We start from the raw sequence: 17,866 nt of genomic DNA, 5'->3' as shown, positions 1-17,866 counted from the left end.
CCATGTTGTCGGGCTTTATGTGGCGAAATCGCTGGCCGCTTCCCCTTCAGGCGGCGTGCGACGCTTCTTCACTGCTGATGAAATCCTCGATGCGGAACGCGCTCAGTCCCGGCAGCACGGTGTCCGCCTGGGCCAGCGCGGCTGGCTGGCCGATGCCGACGGCGGCCATGCCGGCGGCGTGGATGCTGGCGACGCCCGCCGCGGCGTCTTCCACGCCCAGGCAGGCGGCGGGCGCCACGCCCAGGCCCGCGGCCGCGGCCAGGAAGATCTCCGGGTCCGGCTTGGAGCGCTGGATCCGCGCGGCGTCCACGATGTAGTCGAACAGGTGCGCCACGCCCAACCGCTCCAGCAGCAGCGGCGCGTTGCGGCTGGCCGAGGCCAGGCCGACCTTGAGGCCGGCGGCGCGCACTGCGGCGATCGCCTCGCGCGCGCCGGGCAGCAGCTGGTCCGGGCCGAAGCGCTGGATCTGTTCGCGGTAGTAGTCGTTCTTGCGTTCGCCGAGCGCGTGTTTTTCTTCGTCGCTGTAGGTGCGGCCGGCGCGTTCCAGCAGGATTTCCAGCGAGCCCATGCGGTCGACGCCCTTCAGGCGCTCGCCGATCGAAGCGTCGAACGGCAGGCCCGCTTCTTCGGCCAGGCGGCGCCACGCGGCGTCGTGCACCACGGCGGTGTCGGCGATTACGCCGTCGAGGTCGAAGATCACGGCGGCGAGCGGCGGCTGCGCGCCGCGGCCCGGCGTGGCGCCGGCGCGCGGCAACTGCAGCGTTTCGCCCGCATGCAAGGTGTATGCGCGGCCATCGTGGCGGAAGCTGAGCGCATCGCCGCGCGGCAGCGTGTAGCGCACGCCGGAGCGGTCCACTTCCACACGCAGCTGCGCGCCGCCCCAGCGCAGGCCGAAGCGGTAGCCGTGCCAGGCGGCGGGCAGGCTTGGCGAAAGCGCGGGCTGGCCGTCGATCACGCGGAAACCGCCGAAGCCCCATTGCAGGCCCAGCCAGCTGCCGGCCATCGCGGCCATGTGCACGCCGTGCGCGGCGTTGCCGTGCGAGTCGTCCAGGTCCACCCGCAGGCTGTCCTGGAAATAGCGCCAGGCCTTGCCGGCCAGGCCCACTTCCGCCGCGATCACGCCGAAGGTGGAGGCGGACAAGGTGGAGTCGTGCACGGTCACGCCTTCGTAGTAGTCGAAGTTGCGCCGCTTGGCTGCGCGATCGACGCCGTCGCCGGCCAGCATCAGGGCCAGCAAGGTGTCGGCCTGCTTGCACACCTGGTGGCGATAGATGGTGAGCGGATGCAGGCGCAGCAGCAGCGGATGCTTGCCTTCGCCCGGCTTGGCGGCCAGGTGCGCGGGCAGGCGCGGGCGCTCGAGAAAACCGTCGTCCTGCGCGAACACGCCCAGGCGCGGGTCTTCCTGCAGATACATGGCGTCGGCGGCGCGGCGCCATTGCGCCACTTCGTCCTCGCCCAGGCCGATGCGCGCGCACAGCGCGGCGTAGGCCACCGGTGCGGCGCCGGCCATCCACAGCGCGGTGTCGGCGGCGTCGCGCAGATGCCGTTGCGCCATGCGGTTGGTGTAGTGGTTGTTGTCGACCAGGGCGGAGTATTCGTCCGGCCCGGTCACTTCGTGGATGCAGAACGCGCCGCCGCGGCGCGCGTTGAAATGGCCGATGTCCAGCCACACCCGCGCGGTCTCGAACAGGATCTCGGCGCCGTGGTCGCGCAGGAAATCGGTGTCGCCGCTGGCATCCACGTACAGGCGGATCGCCCAGGCGATGGCCGCATTGATGTGGTACTGCGCCGAGCCGCCGGGGTAATAGGCCGAACATTCGTCGCCGCTGATCGTGCGCCAGGCGTACAAGGCGCCGCGCGGATGATTGAGTTCGCGCGCATGCAGGCGCGAGCGCTCCAGGATGCGGTGGCGGTACAGCAGCATGCCGCGCGCCAGTTCCGGCGCGACGGTGGCGAGCACCGGCAGGATGAAAGCCTCGGCATCCCAGAAGTAGTGGCCCTCGTAGCCTTCGCCGGTAAGCCCCTTGGCCGCCGCGCTGCCGTGGCCGTCGCGGCAGCTGGACTGGAACAGGTGGAACAGGTTGAAGCGCAGCGCCTGTTCGGTGGCGGCGTCGCCGTCGATGGCCAGATCCGCGGCGTCCCACAGCGGGGCCAGCGCCTGGCGCTGGCGTTCCAGCAGGTTGGCGTAGCCGAGGTGGGTGGCGGCGGCCAGGATGCTGCGCGTGCGGGCGAGCAGGGCTTCGTCCGCATCGTCGCCGTACGGTTCGGTCCAGGCGTAGGCGACGTATTTTTCCAGCGTCACCGCTTGGCCCGGCGCGAGCGTGCCGGTATAGGTCTGCACCACGCCGTGCTGGGCGAGGTTGGCGAGGTGGCAGTCCAGGCTGCCGTCCTGTGCGCGGTGCGTCTGCGCGCAGGCCAGGCGGATGCCGCTGTGGGTGCTGCGCTGGGTGACCCAGGCGACGTCGGCTTCGGCCGCGGCGTCGACGGTGTGCAGGCCGCCGTCCAGGCGCGTGCCGATGCGCGGGTCGTCGCCCTGTTCGGCGGCGTCGCGCGCGGTGCTGATCGAGGATTCGAGGGTGATCGGGCCGCTGTAGTCCAGCGAACGCACGCGGTAGCGCAGCGCCAGCAGGCCGGGTTCGTCGAGGCTGACGATGCGCTGGGCTTCGATCTCCAGTGTTTCGCCCGCCGGCGAGCGCCAGCGCAGGAAGCGGCGGTAGCAGCCATCGCGCAGTTCCAGGCGGCGTTCGAAATCCAGCCATTCGCCCTCGCTCAGCCGCACCGGCACGTCGCCCAGGCGCAGCTGGATGCGGGTGGCGTCCGCCACCGGAATGCGCGTGTCGGTACTGGCGGCGAAGCCGGGGAAGCGCTCGTGGTAGTCGATCGGCGTACGTTCCCACGCCGCCGACAGAAAACTGGCCTGGCTGGGGCTGTCGCCTTCTTCCAGCCCGCCGCGCACGCCCAGCGCGCCGTTGGCCAGGGCGAACAGGCTTTCGTCCTGCGCGAAGCCGGCCGGGTCGGTGCCGCGGCGGATCAGCGTCCAGGGATCCGGCACGCCGGCGGCACCCACCACGGAGGTGGGCACGACGTTGACGGCCGCGGCGGGCGCGGTGGCAAGACGGTCGAGCATGAAGTCCCCAGCAATCTTTTGGTTGTTCTCGGCGGGGCGCCTGCGGGCGCTGCCGGTCCGTTGGGGGCGGAGCTTCGCAGCAAATGATATCGATATCAAGATATCGATATCATTTGCTGCGGCGCGGAATCACGCGGCTTTGAGCCGGGCTGCCGCAGCCTCGCCGGCGGCATCGCGGACAGGCGGGAGCGGGACAGCGTCTCGGCCATCCGTTGGACGCACCGGGCGCAAATCGACACACTGCGCGCTGCTGCGGACGCGCAATCCCTGGAGCACAGCGATGGAAGTGGCCGAGGTCCGGTCGTGAGTCGAAGCAAACGAAAACCTCCACGAGCGGGCACGCCGGCCAACCTCACCATGGCCGACCTGGCCAAGCTGGCCGGGGTCTCCAAGATCACCGTCTCGCGCGCGCTCAGCGACAGTCCGCTGGTCAACCGCGAAACCCGCGAGCGCATCCAGGACCTGGCGCGCGAGCAGGGCTACAAGCTCAACGTCAGCGCGCGCAACCTGCGCCTGCGCCGCAGCCACACGGTGGCGGTGATCGTGGAGATGAAGCCCAGCAACGACCGCACCATGTTCGACCCCTACCCGCTGATGCTGCTGGGCGGCATCTCGCAGGAGCTCACCGCCGCCGGCTACAGCGTGCTGCTGACCACCCGCCAGGGCGCCAGCGCCGCGGCGGTGCAGGCCGCCGACGGCATGATCCTGCTCGGCCAGGGCGTGCGGCAGGACGCGGTGCGCCGTTTCGACAAGCTCGGCCTGCCGATGGTGGTGTGGGGCGCGCAGGGCGACCACGACGACCACGTGGTGGTGGGCAGCGACAACCGCCAGGGCGGCCGTGCGGTGGCCGCGCATTTCATCGGGCTGGGGCGGCGCAATCCGGTTTTCGTCGGCAATCCCGGGCATCCGGAAATCTTCGAGCGCCTGAGCGGCTTCGTGGATGCGCTGGCCGAGCACGGCGTGAAGCCGCTGCTGATCCGCCGCGACGAATTCACCCTCGCCTCCGGCATGGATGCGGTGCAGTCATTGGCCGCGCGCCACGTGACGTTCGATGCGCTGTTCGCCTGCAGCGACCTGTTGGCGATGGGCGCGGTGCGCGCGCTGCAGGAACTGGGCCGCCGCGTGCCGCGCGATGTCTCCGTGGTGGGCTACGACGACATGCCGCTGGCGGCCAGCTTCCAGCCGCCGTTGAGCTCCGTGCGCCAGGACTGGCAGGAAGGCGGCAGCCTGCTCGCGCGCAAGATGCTGGCGATGATCCATGACGAGGCCGCGCAGTCCGAAGTGCTGCCGGTGAGCCTGATCGTCCGCGCGACGTAGTGGACGTAGGTTGGGGTGAGCGCAGCGAACCCCAACAATGCGATGCGTTTGAAGGTGGCGATGTTGGGATTCGCTGCGCTCACCCCAACCTACGCCGCCGCGATGGCATCGCTGCCCGGCACCCGCGCCGGCGGGGTCAGCACCAGGCGGAAACAGCTGCCGCCGCCGGCCACGCGCACGTATTCCAGCGAGGACTGGTTCGCCTCGGCCATCTGGCGCGCCAGGTACAGCCCCAGGCCCGTGCCGTATTCGTGCGTGGTGTAGAACGGCTCGAAAATCTGCGCGGCGACCTTCGGCGCAATGCCGGGGCCGCGGTCGATCACTTCGAGGATCGGCACCGCGTGCTCGCCGTGGCGCGCCACCACCATCACCCGTGCCGGCTCGCCCGGCATGCGCCCGTAGCGCAGCGCGTTCTGCACCAGGTTCCACACCACTTGCTGCAGCTGCTGCGGGTCGGCCACCGCGGCCACCGGCTCGCTGCCGTTGCTGATCACCCGCAAGGTGTCGTTGCCCAGGTCGTTGCCCTGGCGGTATTCCTCGACGAAGTTCTCGGCCCAGCGGCCCAGGTCCAGCGTTTCCGGGCGCGAGCGCTCGCGCCGCGACAGCTGCAGGATGTTCTCGATGATGTCGTTCAGGCGCACGCAGTGGTTGTTGATGATCTCCACCATGCGCAGGTCGGTGCCGCCTAGGTCGCGCGACTCGGCCAGCAGCTGCGCCGAATAGCGGATCGCCGCCAGCGGGTTGCGGATCTCGTGCGCGATCGAGGCGGAGAGGCGGCCCAGCGAGCTGAGCGTGAGTTCCTCGGCGCGGCGCGAGACCAGCGAGGTGTCGTCGAGAAAGATCAGCACCAGCGCGTCGTCGTTCGGCGCCAGCCGGCTGAAGCGCGGGATCACCTCCGGCACGCCGTCGGCGAGCTGGGTGGCGGTCTCATCGAGCTTGCCCGAGGTGGTCCAGTGGTACAGGCGGCGCGAGAGCTCCGGCGCCACGCGGCCGAGGTCGCGCTGGTCGGCGCTGGGGTTGCCCAGCAGCATCCAGGCCGATTCGTTGATCTGGTGGATGTGGTTGGCGTCGTCCACCAGCATTACGCCGGTCTTCATGCGGCGGATGATCAGCTCGTTGACCTGGGCCAGGTTGGCCAGGTCGATGCTGCGCTGCTCGGCCAGCGCCTCGCTGGCGCGCAGCTGGCGGCTCAGCACGTAGCACAGCATGGTGATGGCGAAATAGGCCAGGCCGAACAGGCCGGCCTCCAGCAGCTGGCGGTCGGCCACGCCGGCGTCGCCCTGCGGGTTCAGCAGCGAATGGCCGAGCATGCCCAAGGTGGCCAGCGCGGCGAAGAACAGCGCCAGGCGCAGCGGCAGCAGCAGGGCGCCGGCGGCCAGGTTCACCGCCAGCATCATGGCGATGCCGATGCGCGCGTCCTGCATGGCCCCGGTGGCCAGCACGGCGGCGACGATATCGATCACCAGCGAGGCCGAGGTGACCAGCCGGGTCCACGGCATGGTGCGCCGGGTCAGCGCGGCCACCGCGATGGCGAAGCCCAGGAAGCACAGCGCCACCACGCGGGCGGCGTCCGTGTCGTTCAGGTGCGGCCAGCCCAGGGCGGGCGGGCTGAAGGCCAGGCCGGCATAGACCAGGGCCTGCGCCAGCCGGAAGTAGTTGAGGAAGAACAGCTCGTGGCGCACGGCCTCGGTGGCGGCGCGGGAGGGGGCGAAGGCGGGCGGCGCGGTATGGGGCACGGGGCCTGGCACTCTCGGCGGGCGGGTCGGTGCGCAGTATAGGTGCGACTCAGGTCAATCCTCAGTTCTGACGTTCAAGTCCTTCTCCCGCCGGGAGTTCGCGGGAACGGCGTAGCGGTGCACGTCACGCTTGCGCTCCGCCCGGCCCCTCACCCTGCCCTCTCCCCGGAGGGGAGAGGGGTGAAGTCGTGAGGTAGGCAGGAACGAAGAACCAAAGCCGGCCCCAGTCCCTGAAAATCCTCTCGGCCACGGCACGTTGAAGCAGCCGCTACGTAAACGCACTGATGTTTCGTGTAGACCCAGGTTAATCAGGCTACCGCAGCCGCCCACTGCTCCTTCTAGTCGCGTCGCGAGCCTTGGCTCTCAGGCCATTCTCTCTTTGGTTACTTTCTCTTTGGGCCAGCAAAGAGAAAGTGACCCGGGCGCCGGCAGGCGCACGGAATGCCCGCTGCATAAGCGGCCAAGTCGCGACAACCCCACCTAGTCGCTACTGGATGATTCGCTTCGCTCACCCCTTCGGGGCCGCCCTACGGGCGTTCTTCGCGCTACGCGCTCGTCCGGCCTACGCCGGGATGACCGAGCAAAAGCGGATTCCGCCCCCCTCCCACCCCCTCCCCCCGGCGGAAAAGGGGCATTACATTGCCATCCCGCCCGCCTTCCGCGAAAATACCGGGCCGTATTGCGCGGTTTTCGCCATGTCGAGACATGGCGGCGCACTGCAACCCCCGGTAGCGCCTGCATTCGACGCCGTCGCCGTCCGTCCCCCTCAAGCCCGTCCGGTCTTCCCCGCACGGGCGCCATGTTTTTCCCCGTTCGCTCGAGGTATCGAATGAATTTCCACGAGTACCAGGCCAAAGAACTGTTCGCGAAGTACGGCATCGCCGTGCCCCCGGGCAAGGTCGCCAACTCTCCCGATGCCGCTGTCGACGCCGCCAAGCACCTTGGTGGTTCGCAGTGGATGGTCAAAGCTCAGATCCACGCAGGCGGCCGCGGCAAGGCCGGCGGCGTGAAGTTCTGCAAGAGCCTCGATGACGTGCGCGCAGCGGCCAAGGGCATGCTGGGCACCCACATGGAGACCTACCAGTCCGCCGGCCGCGCGCTGCCGGTGAACCTGGTGCTGGTCACCGACGCCACCAACATCGCCAAGGAGCTGTACCTGTCGATCCTGGTGGACCGCGACACCAAGTCCGTGTCCTTCATCGCCTCCAAGCACGGCGGCGTGGACATCGAGCAGGTGGCCAAGGACACCCCGGAAGACATCCACACCATCGTGGTGGACTTCGTGGAAGGCCTGCAGCCGTACCAGTGCCGCCAGCTCGGCTTCGCCATGGACCTCAACGCCAAGCAGGTCGGCCAGCTGACCAAGATCATGCTGGGCCTGTACAAGCTGTTCAACGAGAAGGACCTGGCCCTGGTCGAGCTGAACCCGCTGGCCATCCTCGAGGACGGCAACCTCGCCGCGCTCGACGGCAAGGTCAACTCCGACGACAACGCCGAATTCCGCCACGCCGACCTGGCCGCCATGCGCGACCTGAGCCAGGAAGACGCGGCCGAGGCGGCTGCCGTGCAGCACAACCTCAACTACGTGACCATGGACGGTACCATCGGCTGCATGGTCAACGGCGCGGGCCTGGCCATGGCCACCATGGACGTGATCAAGCTGGCGGGCGGCGAGCCGGCCAACTTCCTCGACGTCGGCGGCGGCGCCACCAAGGAGCGCGTGACCGAGGCGTTCAAGCTGATCACCTCCTCCGACAAGGTGAAGGCCATCCTGGTCAACATCTTCGGCGGCATCGTTCGTTGCGACATGATCGCCGAGGGCATCATCGCGGCCGTGAAGGAAGTGGGCCTGAAGATCCCCGTGGTGGTGCGCCTGCAGGGCACCAACGTGGAGCTGGGCCGCGAGCTGCTGGCCAACTCCGGCCTGGCGATCACGCCGGCCGACGATCTCAACGACGCGGCGCAGAAAGCCGTGGCCGCCGCGAAGTGAGGAGCAATCGAGCATGAGCGTTCTCGTCAACAAGAACACCAAGGTGATCGTGCAGGGCTTCACCGGCCAGCAGGGCACCTTCCACGCGCAGCAGGCGCTGGACTACGGCACCAAGGTCGTCGGCGGCGTCACCCCGGGCAAGGGCGGCAGCGAGCACATCGGCCTGCCGGTCTTCAACAGCGTGGCCGAAGCGGTCGACGACACCGGCGCCGACGCCTCGGTGATCTTCGTGCCGCCGCCGTTCGCGGCCGACTCGATCCTCGAAGCGATCGACGCCGGCATCAAGGTGATCGTGGCCATCACCGAGGGCATCCCGGTGCTGGACATGCTGCGCGTCAAGAACGTGCTGGCGCAGCATCCGGAAACCGTGCTGATCGGGCCGAACTGCCCCGGCATCATCACCCCGGGCGAGTGCAAGATCGGCATCATGCCGGGCCACATCCACCAGCCGGGCAAGGTCGGCATCGTGTCGCGCTCCGGCACGCTCACCTATGAAGCCGTGTTCCAGACCACCAACGAAGGCCTGGGCCAGTCCACCTGCATCGGCATCGGCGGCGACCCGATCAACGGCCTGAACTTCATCGACTGCCTGAAGCTGTTCCAGGACGACCCGCAGACCGAAGGCATCATCATGGTCGGCGAGATCGGCGGCAGCGCCGAGGAAGACGCCGCCGAGTTCATCGGCGAGTACGTGACCAAGCCGGTGGTGTCCTTCATCGCCGGCGCCTCGGCTCCGGCCGGCAAGCGCATGGGCCACGCCGGCGCGATCATCTCCGGCGGCAAGGGCACGGCCGCGGCGAAGTTCGCCGCGCTGGAGAAGGCGGGCGTCACCACGGTGAAGTCCCCGGCCGACCTGGGCAAGACCCTGGCGGGGCTGCTGAAGAAGTAAGTCATCCTTGCTTAAGTCATCCTTGCTGGGTGGCGAAAAAGGCCGCGGTTTCCGCGGCCTTTTTCTTTGGGGCACGGGAAATAGGGATCGGGGAACGGGGAGGGCGGGGTTCCCCGATCCCTGCCCCCCGATCCCCGGCATTTGACTAAACGTTTGGTTCGGGTCTACACATAGCGCCGCGCACGCCCGGGACGGCGGCACCGCCCGGACAGCACTCGCATCGCTCACGTACCTCAGGGGGTCGTCATGAAGCGCTCGCAGCAGCTGTGTTCCGCCTTGATCCTTGCCGGGGCCGCCTACGCGGCACCCGCCGCCGTCTACAACAACGGCACCAGCCCCGCGGTCTTTACCGTCTCGCTCACGCTGCAGGCCAACTGCACCATCGGCGCCAGCGCGCTGGCCTTCGGCAGCTACGGCGTGCTGGGTTCGGCCATCAACCAGCAGACTACGGTGCAGGTGACCTGCACCAACACCACGCCCTACAACGTGGGCCTGGATGCGGGCGGGGTGAGCGGCTCCACCGTGGCCGCGCGGCTGATGGCCGGCACCACCGCCGGCAATACCAGCACCACCGTCGGCTTCCAGCTCTACCAGGACGCCGGCCACAGCACGATCTGGGGCAATACGCAGGGGACGGATACCGTCGCCGGCACCGGCAGCGGCTCGGCCCAGTCGATCAATGTCTACGGCCAGGTGCCCGCCCAGGCCACGCCGAAGCCGGACACCTACCAGACCACCGTCACCGCCACGGTCTATTTCTGAGGCCATGCGGCGCCTGACCGCCGCCGCGCTGGCTGCCGGCGCCGCCCTGGCGGCGCATGCCTCGTCGCTGCAGATCTCGCCGGTGACGGTGGAGCTGCCGCCCGGCCAGAACGCCTCCGCCCTGACCCTGCGCAACCCGGGCAAGGAGCCGGTCTACGGCCAGGTGCGCGTGTTCCGCTGGGACCAGGCACCGGACGACGACCGCCTGGAACCCAGCGACGACCTGGTCGCCAGCCCGCCCTTGATCCGCATCGAGCCGCAGGGCGAGCAGCTGGTGCGGCTGGTGCGCCGCGACGGCTCCGCCGTGGCGGAAGAGCGCTACTACCGCGTGCTGGTCGACGAGGTGCCCAACCTGGACGCCGCGCCCGGCAACGGCGTGAACATCCGCCTGCGCTATTCCGTGCCCGTGTTCCTCGAACCCGCCGGCGCGCCCGCGCTGCCCAAGCTCAGCTGGGAGCTGCGCCGCGAAGGCACGCAATGGCAGCTGCGCGTAAGCAATACGGGCGGACGCCGCGCCCAGCTCGCCGCCGTGCGGGTGGTGGGCGCCGACGGCGCGGCGCAGGAAATCAACCCGGGCTTGCTCGGCTACGTGCTGGCGGGGAGGACGCGGCAATGGACGATCGCGCTGGACGACAAGCTGGCGGCCCACGGGCCGCTGAAGCTCCGCGCCAACCTCAACGCCCAGCCCATCGAGACGGAGCTGAGCGTCGCCGCGCGGCCATGACGCATGCATCCGGCGCGCTGCCCCGATGGAACGGCGCGAACGGATGAACGCCGGACGGGCGTGGGCCGCTGCCTCCTTTGCTGCGCACTGGCCCTGGCGCTGCCGGCGCGGGCCGACGACCTGCCGCTGCCCGCCGCGCTCGACATGGCGCAACCGCAGGAGGTCTTCCTCGACGTGATCCTCGACGGCCAGCCCAGCGGACGGATCCTGCGCTTCCGCGCCACCGGCGAGCGCCTGGCCTGCGACGCGGCGGAACTCGCCTCGCTGGGGCTGGACCCCGCACGCCTGGGCCGCACCGGCGAGGTGCCGCTGGACGACGTGCCCGGCCTGTCCTACCACTACGACGCCGCCACCCAGCGGGTGGAACTGACCGCCGCCGACAGCCTGCGCCTGCCCTTCGTGGCCGACGCGCGCCAGCTCGGCCGCACGCCGCCGGCGCAGAGCGGGCGCGGCCTGCTGATCAACTACGACGCCTACGTGCAGAGCGGCAGCGACGCGCGCCTGGCGCTTTGGTCCGAGCTGCGCTACTTCGCGCCCTCCGGCGTGTTCGATAACACCGGCACGTACTACGACGGCGGCGGCCAGCACCGCTACCTGCGCTACGACACTGCGTGGACGCGCTCGGACCCGGCCACCACCAGCGTGCTGCAGCTCGGCGACAGCATCACCTCCGCGCTCAACTGGTCGCGTCCCGTGCGCTTCGCCGGCGTGCAGTGGCGCAGCGATTTCGGCCTGCGGCCGGACCTGATCACTTTTCCGCTGCCGTCGCTGGGCGGCTCGGCGGCGGTGCCGTCGGCGGTAGACCTGTACGTCAACAACGTGCGGCGCGCCAGCGTGGACGTGCCCAGCGGCCCGTTCGTGCTGAACCAGGCGCCGGGCATCAGCGGCGCGGGCCAGGCCACGCTGGTGACACGCGATGCGCTGGGCCGCACGGTGACCACCGCGCTGCCGCTGTATATCGATGCGCGCATGCTCGCCGAAGGGCTGGACAGCTACGGCGTCGAGGCGGGTTTCGTGCGGCGGCGCTATGGGCTGGCTTCGTTCGATTACGCCTCGCATCCTTCCGCCAGCGGTTCGTGGCGGCACGGCGTGAGCGATGCGTTCACTGTCGAAGTGCATGGCGAAGCGAGCGCGGGCCTGGCCAATGCCGGCGGCGGCGCGCTGGTGCGGCTCGGGCAGGCCGGCGTGCTGAGCGGTTCGCTGTCCTTGAGCGGCGGCCGCGAGACGGGACGGCAGGCCAGCTTCGGCTACCAGTGGATCCGGCCCGACGTGGCGATCGATGCGGAACTGACCGAGCGCACGCCGGACTACGCCGACCTCGCCTCGCGCGAAGGCGCGCCCGCGCCGCGGCGGCTGGCGCGGTTCACCGTGTCGCTGCCGTTCGCGCCGGGCCAGAACGTGGCGCTCAGCTATATCGCCCTGCGCTCGCCGGGTGCCTCGCCTTCGCGCATCGGCGCACTGACCTGGATCTGGTCGGTGGCGCGCTGGGCTTCGCTCAACCTGAGCGCCTACCGCGACTTCGCGCGGCCTTCGTCCCAGGGCGCGTTTCTCAGCCTCAATCTCTCGCTGGACGGGCGCATCACGGCCAGCGCGCTCGGCGGCAGCCAGGGCGGCCAGCCGTACCGCAACCTGCAGGCGCTGCGTCCGGCCGACTACAGCGGCGGCTGGGGCTGGGGCGTGCAGGACGGGCGCAGCGGCGGGCTGAACTTCCGCCAGGCGCAGCTGCAATACCTGGGCAGCGCGGGCCAGCTCACCGCGTTGGTGCAGGACACCGATGGCCATCGCACCGCGTCGCTCGATGCCTACGGCGCCCTGGTCTGGATGGACGGCAGCCTGCAGCCGGCGCGCCGCATCTACGACGGCTTCGCCCTGGTCTCCACCGACGGCGTGCCCGGCGTGCCGGTGCTGCACGAAAACCGCCCGATCGGCCGCACCGACCAGGGCGGCCATCTGCTGGTGCCGGATCTCAACGCTTACCAGGCGAACCGCCTGGCCATCGACAGCCTGTCGCTGCCGGCCGATACGCAGGTGGATTCGGTCGCCCAGGATGTGGTGCCGCAGGCCCGTTCGGGCGTGCTCGCGCATTTCCCGCTGTCGCGCTATGCGGCGGCGTCGATCGTGCTGGTGGATGGGACCGGCCAGCCCTTGCCGGCGGGCACGCGCGTGCATCATGCGGAAAGCGGCATGGACACCGTGGTGGGTTACGACGGCATCACCTTCGTCAGCGGCCTGCGCGAGCGCAACCGGCTGCAGCTCGATGGCGATGGCTGGCATTGCGCCGTGGCCTTCGACTACCGCCGCCCGGCGGACGGCTCGCTGCCGCGCATCGGGCCGCTGAGCTGCCCGAAGCAGCCGGAGTCCGCGCGATGACACGCTGGCTTGCCTTGCTGCTGTTCGGCTGCGCTCTGGCGTGGTGCGGTGCTTCGCGCGCGCAGACCTGCACCGCCACGCCGAGCAATCTCGACTTCGGCAACGTCAACCCGATCGCCGGCGCCGCGGTGGCGCGCACCGGCACCATCAATGTCACCTGCAACTGGACGCTGATCTCGCTGCAGCCCAATGCGCTGGTCTGCCTCAATCTGAGCACCGCGACCACGCGCGCCATGGCCAACGGCGCCAGCACCATGCAGTACGGCCTGTTCCAGGACGCGGGCAATACGCAGACCTGGGGCTCCACCGTCAGCGGCAATACGCCGATCTCGGTGTCCATCGCCAAGCCGCTGATCGGCACCGCGGGCAATGCGACGGTGAACTACTACGGCCAGATCACCGCCGGCCAGACCACGGTGCCCACCACCGGCAATGCCAGCACGGTGTACAGCCAGAGCTTCAATGCGGAGACGGTGCTGTCCTACGGCTACTACCTGCTGACGGCGCCGAGCTGCGCTTCGCTCAGTTCGGCCGGAAGCTTTCCGTTCACCGTCAGCGCGACGGTGACCAACAACTGCAATATCAGCGCGACCAACCTCAGCTTCGGCACCGCCGGCCTGATCGGCGCGGGCATCAATGCGACCAGCAGCCTGAGCGTGACCTGCACCAATAACGACGCCTGGCGCATCTCGATCAACGGCGGCGGCAGCGGCAACGTGGCGGCGCGCGTGATGCAGCGGACGGGCGGGGGAGGTTCCGTCAACTACCAGTTGTATACCGACAGCGCGCGCACCCTGGCCTGGGGCGACGGCACCGGCGGCACCACGCGCGCCACCGGCACCGGCACGGGGCTGGCGCAAAGCGTCACGGTGTACGGGCGCGTGCCGTCGCAGGCGACGCCGAGGCCCGGGAGCTACGGCGATACGGTGACGGCGACGATCGAGTTCTAGAAGGTTATTTCCCAGCGGGCCGGCGCGAGGCGGCGCGTCGACGAAGGCGCGCGCTTGGGATCGTTTGCCTGCACGCGGTACGGGGAATCCAGCGCGCAGTTCACCTCCGGCGGCTCGCGCTCCTGTCCGCGGCGGTCGATCCGGCAGCTTTCCTGGATGATGAGGCTGACCTCGAGCGTGGTGGATTCGGTGGCGGCAAGGCTGGCGCAGGGCAACAGCAGCAGGGCGAGCAGGAGCGGACGGGGCATGCGGCGGAGACGTGATGGGATCTCCCTCCTTGATCGGCGGAGCCGGCCCGTTCTTTAAGCGCCGTCGCGCTGGCGCAGCTGTTTGGCAGCGGCGGCGAGCAGGGCGGCGGTGAGCCGCTCCAGCGTGGCCGAGCGCACCGACCAGTGCTGCCAGTACAGCGGCACGTCCAGCCAGCGCCCGGGCGCGATGGCCTGCACGGTGCCCTCGCGCAGCGGTTTGCGCAGCATCGATTCCGGCGCCATGCACCAGCCCAGGTCCAGCCCCGCGGCATCGACGAAGCCGGTGGAGGAGGGCAGGTAGTGGGTAGGCGGGGCCAGCCGGGCGCGGGTGATCTTGCGGATGAAGCGCCGCTGCAGCGCGTCCTTGCGGTTGAACACCACCATCGGCGCGCTGCCCAGCGCGGCGGCATCCACGCCATGCGCGAAGTGGCGCGCCACGAACCTGGGCGAGGCGATCGGCAGGTAGCGCATCGCGCCCAGCGGACGCGCGGTGCAGCCCTGCACCGGATGCGCGTCGGCGGTGATCGCGCCGAGCACGCTGCCGTCGCGCAGCAGGTCCAGCGAGTGGTCCTGGTCTTCCACCCGCACGTCGAACAGCAGGCCGTGGCGTTCGTGCAGCGTGGCCAGCGCGCCGAGGAACCAGGTGGCCAGCGAGTCGGCGTTCACCGCGATGGCCAGCGTGGCCGGCGCCTGGTCAGCCGCGCGCTCCACCGCGAAGGCCTGCAGGGTTTCCGCTTCCAGCAGCTGCATCTGCTGCACGCTGCGCAGCAGGTGTTCGCCGGCGGCGGTGGCGCGGCAGGGCGCCTGGCGCAGGATCAGCACCTGGCCCAGCCGGTCCTCCAGCGCCTTGATGCGCTGGGACACCGCCGACGGCGTCACCGACAGCCGCCGCGCGGCGCCTTCGAAACTGCCTTCGCCGAGCACGGCGGCGAAGGCGGCGAGCTGGGGGTTGAGCAGGGTCATGGCGGGATTCCTGCGATGAAGAAAATCTAATTCAGGATAAGTCGATTTAGTTTTACTGAAATGAGGGCGTATCGCATCCTTGATGGACTCAGTCCCCAAGCCCGAATCCTTCTCCCTCCGGGAGAAGGTGGCGGCAGCCGGATGAGGGTACGGGCGGAGCGGTGCACCTCACTCTTGCGCTCCGCCCGAACCCTCACCCCAACCCCTCTCTCCCACGGGGACTACCTGCGGGTCGCCGGAGGGAGAGGGGCTTTACGTCGCGGCCTATCCCACGTTCTTTCATCACCAACCGTCGAAATCTTCATGCACACCTCCGCTTATCTAGCGGGCCTCGCCGCTGGCGCAGGCCTGATCATCGCCATCGGCGCCCAGAACGCCTTCGTGCTGCGCCAGGGCCTGCAGCGCCGGCACGTCGGGCCGGTGGTGCTGGTGTGCATCGTGGCCGACGCGGCGCTGATCCTGCTCGGCGTGGCCGGCATGGGCCTGCTGGTGAGGGAGATGCCCGCACTGCTGCAGGTGCTGCGCTATGCCGGCGCGGCCTTCCTGCTCGCCTATGGCGCCTTGGCATTGCGCCGCGCCTGGAACGGCGAGAGCGGCCTGCAGCCGTCGGAAGACGGCTCCGCCGGCCGCCGCCGCGCACTGCTGGCCTGCCTGGCCTTCACCCTGCTCAATCCGCACGTCTATCTCGACACGGTGGTGCTGCTGGGCAGCCTGTCCACGCATTACGAAGGCGCCGGGCGCTGGTCGTTCGCGGGCGGCGCGTGCACGGCCAGCGTGCTGTGGTTCACCGCGCTGGGCTATGGCGCGCGCGCACTGCTGCCGGTGTTCCGCAGCCCCATGGCGTGGCGCGTGTTCGACGTGCTGGTGGCGGCTTTCATGGTGACACTGGCGGTGCTGCTGCTGACCCGGCCGCTGGGTTGACCCGCGCCGGCGGGGAAGGGCTGCGAGTATCATGAGCGGCCATTCCCCATGGATTCCCAGGCATGACCACCCTGCGCCTCGCCCTCGCCCAGTTCGATTTTCCGGTAGGGGCGGTCGCCGCCAATGCGGCCCGCGTGGGCGACCTGCTGGCGCAGGCGCGCGACGGCGGGGCTGACCTGGTGGTGTATCCGGAGCTCACCCTGAGCGGCTATCCGCCGGAAGACCTGCTGCTGCGCCCCAGCTTCCTGGCCGCCTGCGACAGCGAGCTGCACGCGCTGGCCGCCGCCACCAACGGCGTGGCCGCGCTGGTCGGCCATCCGCATAGCGAGGGCGAGGTGTACAACGCCGCCAGCCTGCTGCGCGAAGGGCGCATCGAACTGACCGCGCACAAGCAGGCACTGCCGAACTACGGCGTGTTCGACGACAAGCGCTACTTCCGGCCCGGCCACGAGACCGCGGTGAGCACCATCGAAGGCGTCACCGTCGGCCTGCTGATCTGCGAGGACATCTGGCAGCCGGAAGCCGCCGCGCAGGCCGCGCGTGCCGGCGCCGAACTCATCGTCGTGATCAATGCCTCGCCGTGGGACGGCGCCAAGCAGGCCGAGCGCGAAGCGGTGCTGCGCGCCCGCGCGCAGGAAACCGGCTGCGCCATCGTCTATCTCAACCTGGTCGGCGGGCAGGACGAAGTCGTGTATGACGGCGGCTCGCTGCTGGTCAACGGCGACGGCAGCATCGCCGCGCGCGCGCCGGCGTTTACCGAAGCGCTGCTGTGGGCGGATTTCGACGCGCAGTCGCGCACGCTCCGCGCCGACGCCTGGCCCGCGCGGCTGGACGACGCGCCGGAAGCCACGCTGTACACCGCGCTGGTGCGCGGCATCCGCGACTACATCGAGAAGAACGGCTTCGGCGGCGTGCTGCTGGGCCTGTCCGGCGGCATCGATTCGGCGCTCACGCTGGCGCTGGCCGTCGATGCGCTCGGGCCGCAGCGCGTGACGGCGGTGATGATGCCTTCGCGCTACACCTCGCAGCTGTCGCTGGACGGCGCGCGCGCGCAGGCCGAGCAGCTCGGCGTCGAGTACCACATCATTCCGATCGAGCAGACCTTCCAGAGCTTTATCGAGGCGCTGACGCCCGCCTTCGGCGGCAAGCCGGCGGACCTCACCGAAGAGAACCTGCAGTCGCGCACCCGTGGCGCCATGCTGATGGCGCTGAGCAACAAGCACGGCCGCCTGCTGCTGGCCACCGGCAACAAGAGCGAGATGGCGGTGGGCTACGCCACGCTGTACGGCGACATGTGCGGTGCCTATGCGCCGCTGAAGGACGTCTACAAGACCGTGGTCTACCGCCTGTCGCGCTGGCGCAATGCGCATGCCGAGCGCTTCGGCGGCGGCGAGGTGATTCCGCCGGCGGTGATCGAGCGTCCGCCGTCGGCCGAGCTGCGCGACAACCAGACCGACCAGGATTCGCTGCCGCCGTACGACGAGCTCGATGCGATTCTCGAGCGCTTTATCGAAGGCGAGCTGTCGCAGGCCGAGATCGCCGCGCAGGGTTTCCACTGCGACACCGTGCGCCGCGTGGTGCGGCTGGTGCTGCTCAACGAATTCAAGCGCCGGCAGTCGGCGCCGGGGCCGCGCGTGACCACGCGTGCGTTCGGGCGCGAGCGTCGTTATCCGATTACATCCGGGTGGCGTTGAGGCTCACGCAGCTGTCGATGTCACGTTTTTGCATCCTGCGCTTGACAGCGCAGGGCAGTCTTTGGAACGATCCGCGGCCTTCCGGAAATGGAGGTGCGCCATGATTGTCATCGCCTCACGCAAGTCCGCCGTCGCCGCTGCCGCGCAGATCGCTGCCTGCTGACGCCGTCCACCG

At 69.7% G+C, this 17,866-nt stretch carries 13 protein-coding genes; 9 read left to right on the top strand and 4 right to left on the bottom strand.

The features are described 5' to 3' along the window. Nucleotides 1-46: 46 nt before the first annotated feature. Nucleotides 47-3,127, bottom strand: coding sequence for a beta-phosphoglucomutase (gene pgmB, locus FHW84_RS01900; protein WP_167252421.1), 3,081 nt, complete (start codon nucleotides 3,125-3,127; stop codon nucleotides 47-49). A 357-nt stretch (nucleotides 3,128-3,484) separates the two neighbouring features. Here pgmB and FHW84_RS01895 point away from each other — a divergent pair, with 357 nt between their 5' ends. Next, nucleotides 3,485-4,444, top strand: coding sequence for a LacI family DNA-binding transcriptional regulator (locus FHW84_RS01895; protein WP_167252741.1), 960 nt, complete (start codon nucleotides 3,485-3,487; stop codon nucleotides 4,442-4,444). Between the two features lie 89 nt (nucleotides 4,445-4,533). On the opposite strand, the gene FHW84_RS01890 is transcribed toward FHW84_RS01895, so the two are convergent. After that, complete coding sequence (locus tag FHW84_RS01890) at nucleotides 4,534-6,180, bottom strand: HAMP domain-containing sensor histidine kinase (protein ID WP_167252420.1); 1,647 nt, start codon at nucleotides 6,178-6,180, stop codon at nucleotides 4,534-4,536. A gap of 829 nt (nucleotides 6,181-7,009) precedes the next feature. Between FHW84_RS01890 and sucC the strand changes: the two genes are divergently transcribed. The 6 genes from sucC (at nucleotide 7,010) to FHW84_RS01860 (ending at nucleotide 13,865) form a co-directional block, all read left to right on the top strand. Next, a complete protein-coding gene (gene sucC, locus FHW84_RS01885) occupies nucleotides 7,010-8,170 on the top strand; it encodes an ADP-forming succinate--CoA ligase subunit beta (RefSeq protein ID WP_167252419.1) in 1,161 nt (386 codons plus the stop codon). A 13-nt stretch (nucleotides 8,171-8,183) separates the two neighbouring features. Beyond that, a complete protein-coding gene (gene sucD / locus FHW84_RS01880) occupies nucleotides 8,184-9,059 on the top strand; it encodes a succinate--CoA ligase subunit alpha (protein WP_167252418.1) in 876 nt (291 codons plus the stop codon). 246 nt (nucleotides 9,060-9,305) lie between these two features. Next, a complete protein-coding gene (locus tag FHW84_RS01875; protein WP_167252417.1) occupies nucleotides 9,306-9,821 on the top strand; it encodes a spore coat U domain-containing protein in 516 nt (171 codons plus the stop codon). 4 nt (nucleotides 9,822-9,825) lie between these two features. Further along, nucleotides 9,826-10,545 (top strand): molecular chaperone, encoded by a 720-nt coding sequence (locus FHW84_RS01870; protein WP_167252416.1) that lies wholly within the window; start codon nucleotides 9,826-9,828, stop codon nucleotides 10,543-10,545. 60 nt (nucleotides 10,546-10,605) lie between these two features. Next, entirely contained in the window at nucleotides 10,606-12,915 is a 2,310-nt protein-coding gene (locus FHW84_RS23440) for a fimbria/pilus outer membrane usher protein (RefSeq protein ID WP_167252415.1), read from the top strand. Then, entirely contained in the window at nucleotides 12,912-13,865 is a 954-nt protein-coding gene (locus FHW84_RS01860) for a spore coat U domain-containing protein (RefSeq protein WP_167252414.1), read from the top strand. Before FHW84_RS23440 ends, FHW84_RS01860 begins: the two co-directional genes overlap by 4 nt. Here FHW84_RS01860 and FHW84_RS01855 read toward each other — a convergent pair. Next, nucleotides 13,862-14,113, bottom strand: a complete 252-nt coding sequence (locus tag FHW84_RS01855) for a hypothetical protein (RefSeq protein WP_167252413.1) — start codon at nucleotides 14,111-14,113, stop codon at nucleotides 13,862-13,864. The two genes, FHW84_RS01860 and FHW84_RS01855, sit on opposite strands and share 4 nt — an antisense overlap. A gap of 54 nt (nucleotides 14,114-14,167) precedes the next feature. Next, nucleotides 14,168-15,076, bottom strand: a complete 909-nt coding sequence (locus FHW84_RS01850; RefSeq protein WP_167252412.1) for a LysR family transcriptional regulator ArgP — start codon at nucleotides 15,074-15,076, stop codon at nucleotides 14,168-14,170. A gap of 303 nt (nucleotides 15,077-15,379) precedes the next feature. Between FHW84_RS01850 and FHW84_RS01845 the strand changes: the two genes are divergently transcribed. After that, nucleotides 15,380-15,997: a LysE/ArgO family amino acid transporter gene (locus tag FHW84_RS01845; RefSeq protein ID WP_167252411.1), complete on the top strand. Its 618-nt coding sequence runs from the start codon at nucleotides 15,380-15,382 to the stop codon at nucleotides 15,995-15,997. 62 nt (nucleotides 15,998-16,059) lie between these two features. Beyond that, the gene (locus FHW84_RS01840; protein WP_167252410.1) at nucleotides 16,060-17,691 is read left to right on the top strand and encodes an NAD+ synthase; all 1,632 of its coding nucleotides are present in this window, start codon (nucleotides 16,060-16,062) and stop codon (nucleotides 17,689-17,691) included. Nucleotides 17,692-17,866 lie beyond the last annotated feature (175 nt).

Source organism: Dyella sp. SG562 (assembly GCF_011759495.1).
Classification (GTDB): Bacteria; Pseudomonadota; Gammaproteobacteria; order Xanthomonadales; family Rhodanobacteraceae; genus Dyella_D; species Dyella_D marensis.
Note: the sequence above shows the minus strand (reverse complement) of the source record. Positions and strands in the feature narration are given on the sequence as shown.

Bases quoted from the DNA above. Each gene is read 5' to 3' on its own strand.
- pgmB (WP_167252421.1), bottom strand. From the start codon at position 3,127: ATGCTCGACCGTCTTGCCACCGCGCCCGCCGCGGCCGTCAACGTCGTG.
- FHW84_RS01850 (WP_167252412.1), bottom strand. From the start codon at position 15,076: ATGACCCTGCTCAACCCCCAGCTCGCCGCCTTCGCCGCCGTGCTCGGC.
- sucC (WP_167252419.1), top strand. From the start codon at position 7,010: ATGAATTTCCACGAGTACCAGGCCAAAGAACTGTTCGCGAAGTACGGC.
- FHW84_RS01840 (WP_167252410.1), top strand. From the start codon at position 16,060: ATGACCACCCTGCGCCTCGCCCTCGCCCAGTTCGATTTTCCGGTAGGG.
- FHW84_RS01860 (WP_167252414.1), top strand. From the start codon at position 12,912: ATGACACGCTGGCTTGCCTTGCTGCTGTTCGGCTGCGCTCTGGCGTGG.
- FHW84_RS01895 (WP_167252741.1), top strand. From the start codon at position 3,485: ATGGCCGACCTGGCCAAGCTGGCCGGGGTCTCCAAGATCACCGTCTCG.
- FHW84_RS01855 (WP_167252413.1), bottom strand. From the start codon at position 14,113: ATGCCCCGTCCGCTCCTGCTCGCCCTGCTGCTGTTGCCCTGCGCCAGC.
- FHW84_RS01870 (WP_167252416.1), top strand. From the start codon at position 9,826: ATGCGGCGCCTGACCGCCGCCGCGCTGGCTGCCGGCGCCGCCCTGGCG.
- sucD (WP_167252418.1), top strand. From the start codon at position 8,184: ATGAGCGTTCTCGTCAACAAGAACACCAAGGTGATCGTGCAGGGCTTC.
- FHW84_RS01845 (WP_167252411.1), top strand. From the start codon at position 15,380: ATGCACACCTCCGCTTATCTAGCGGGCCTCGCCGCTGGCGCAGGCCTG.
- FHW84_RS01875 (WP_167252417.1), top strand. From the start codon at position 9,306: ATGAAGCGCTCGCAGCAGCTGTGTTCCGCCTTGATCCTTGCCGGGGCC.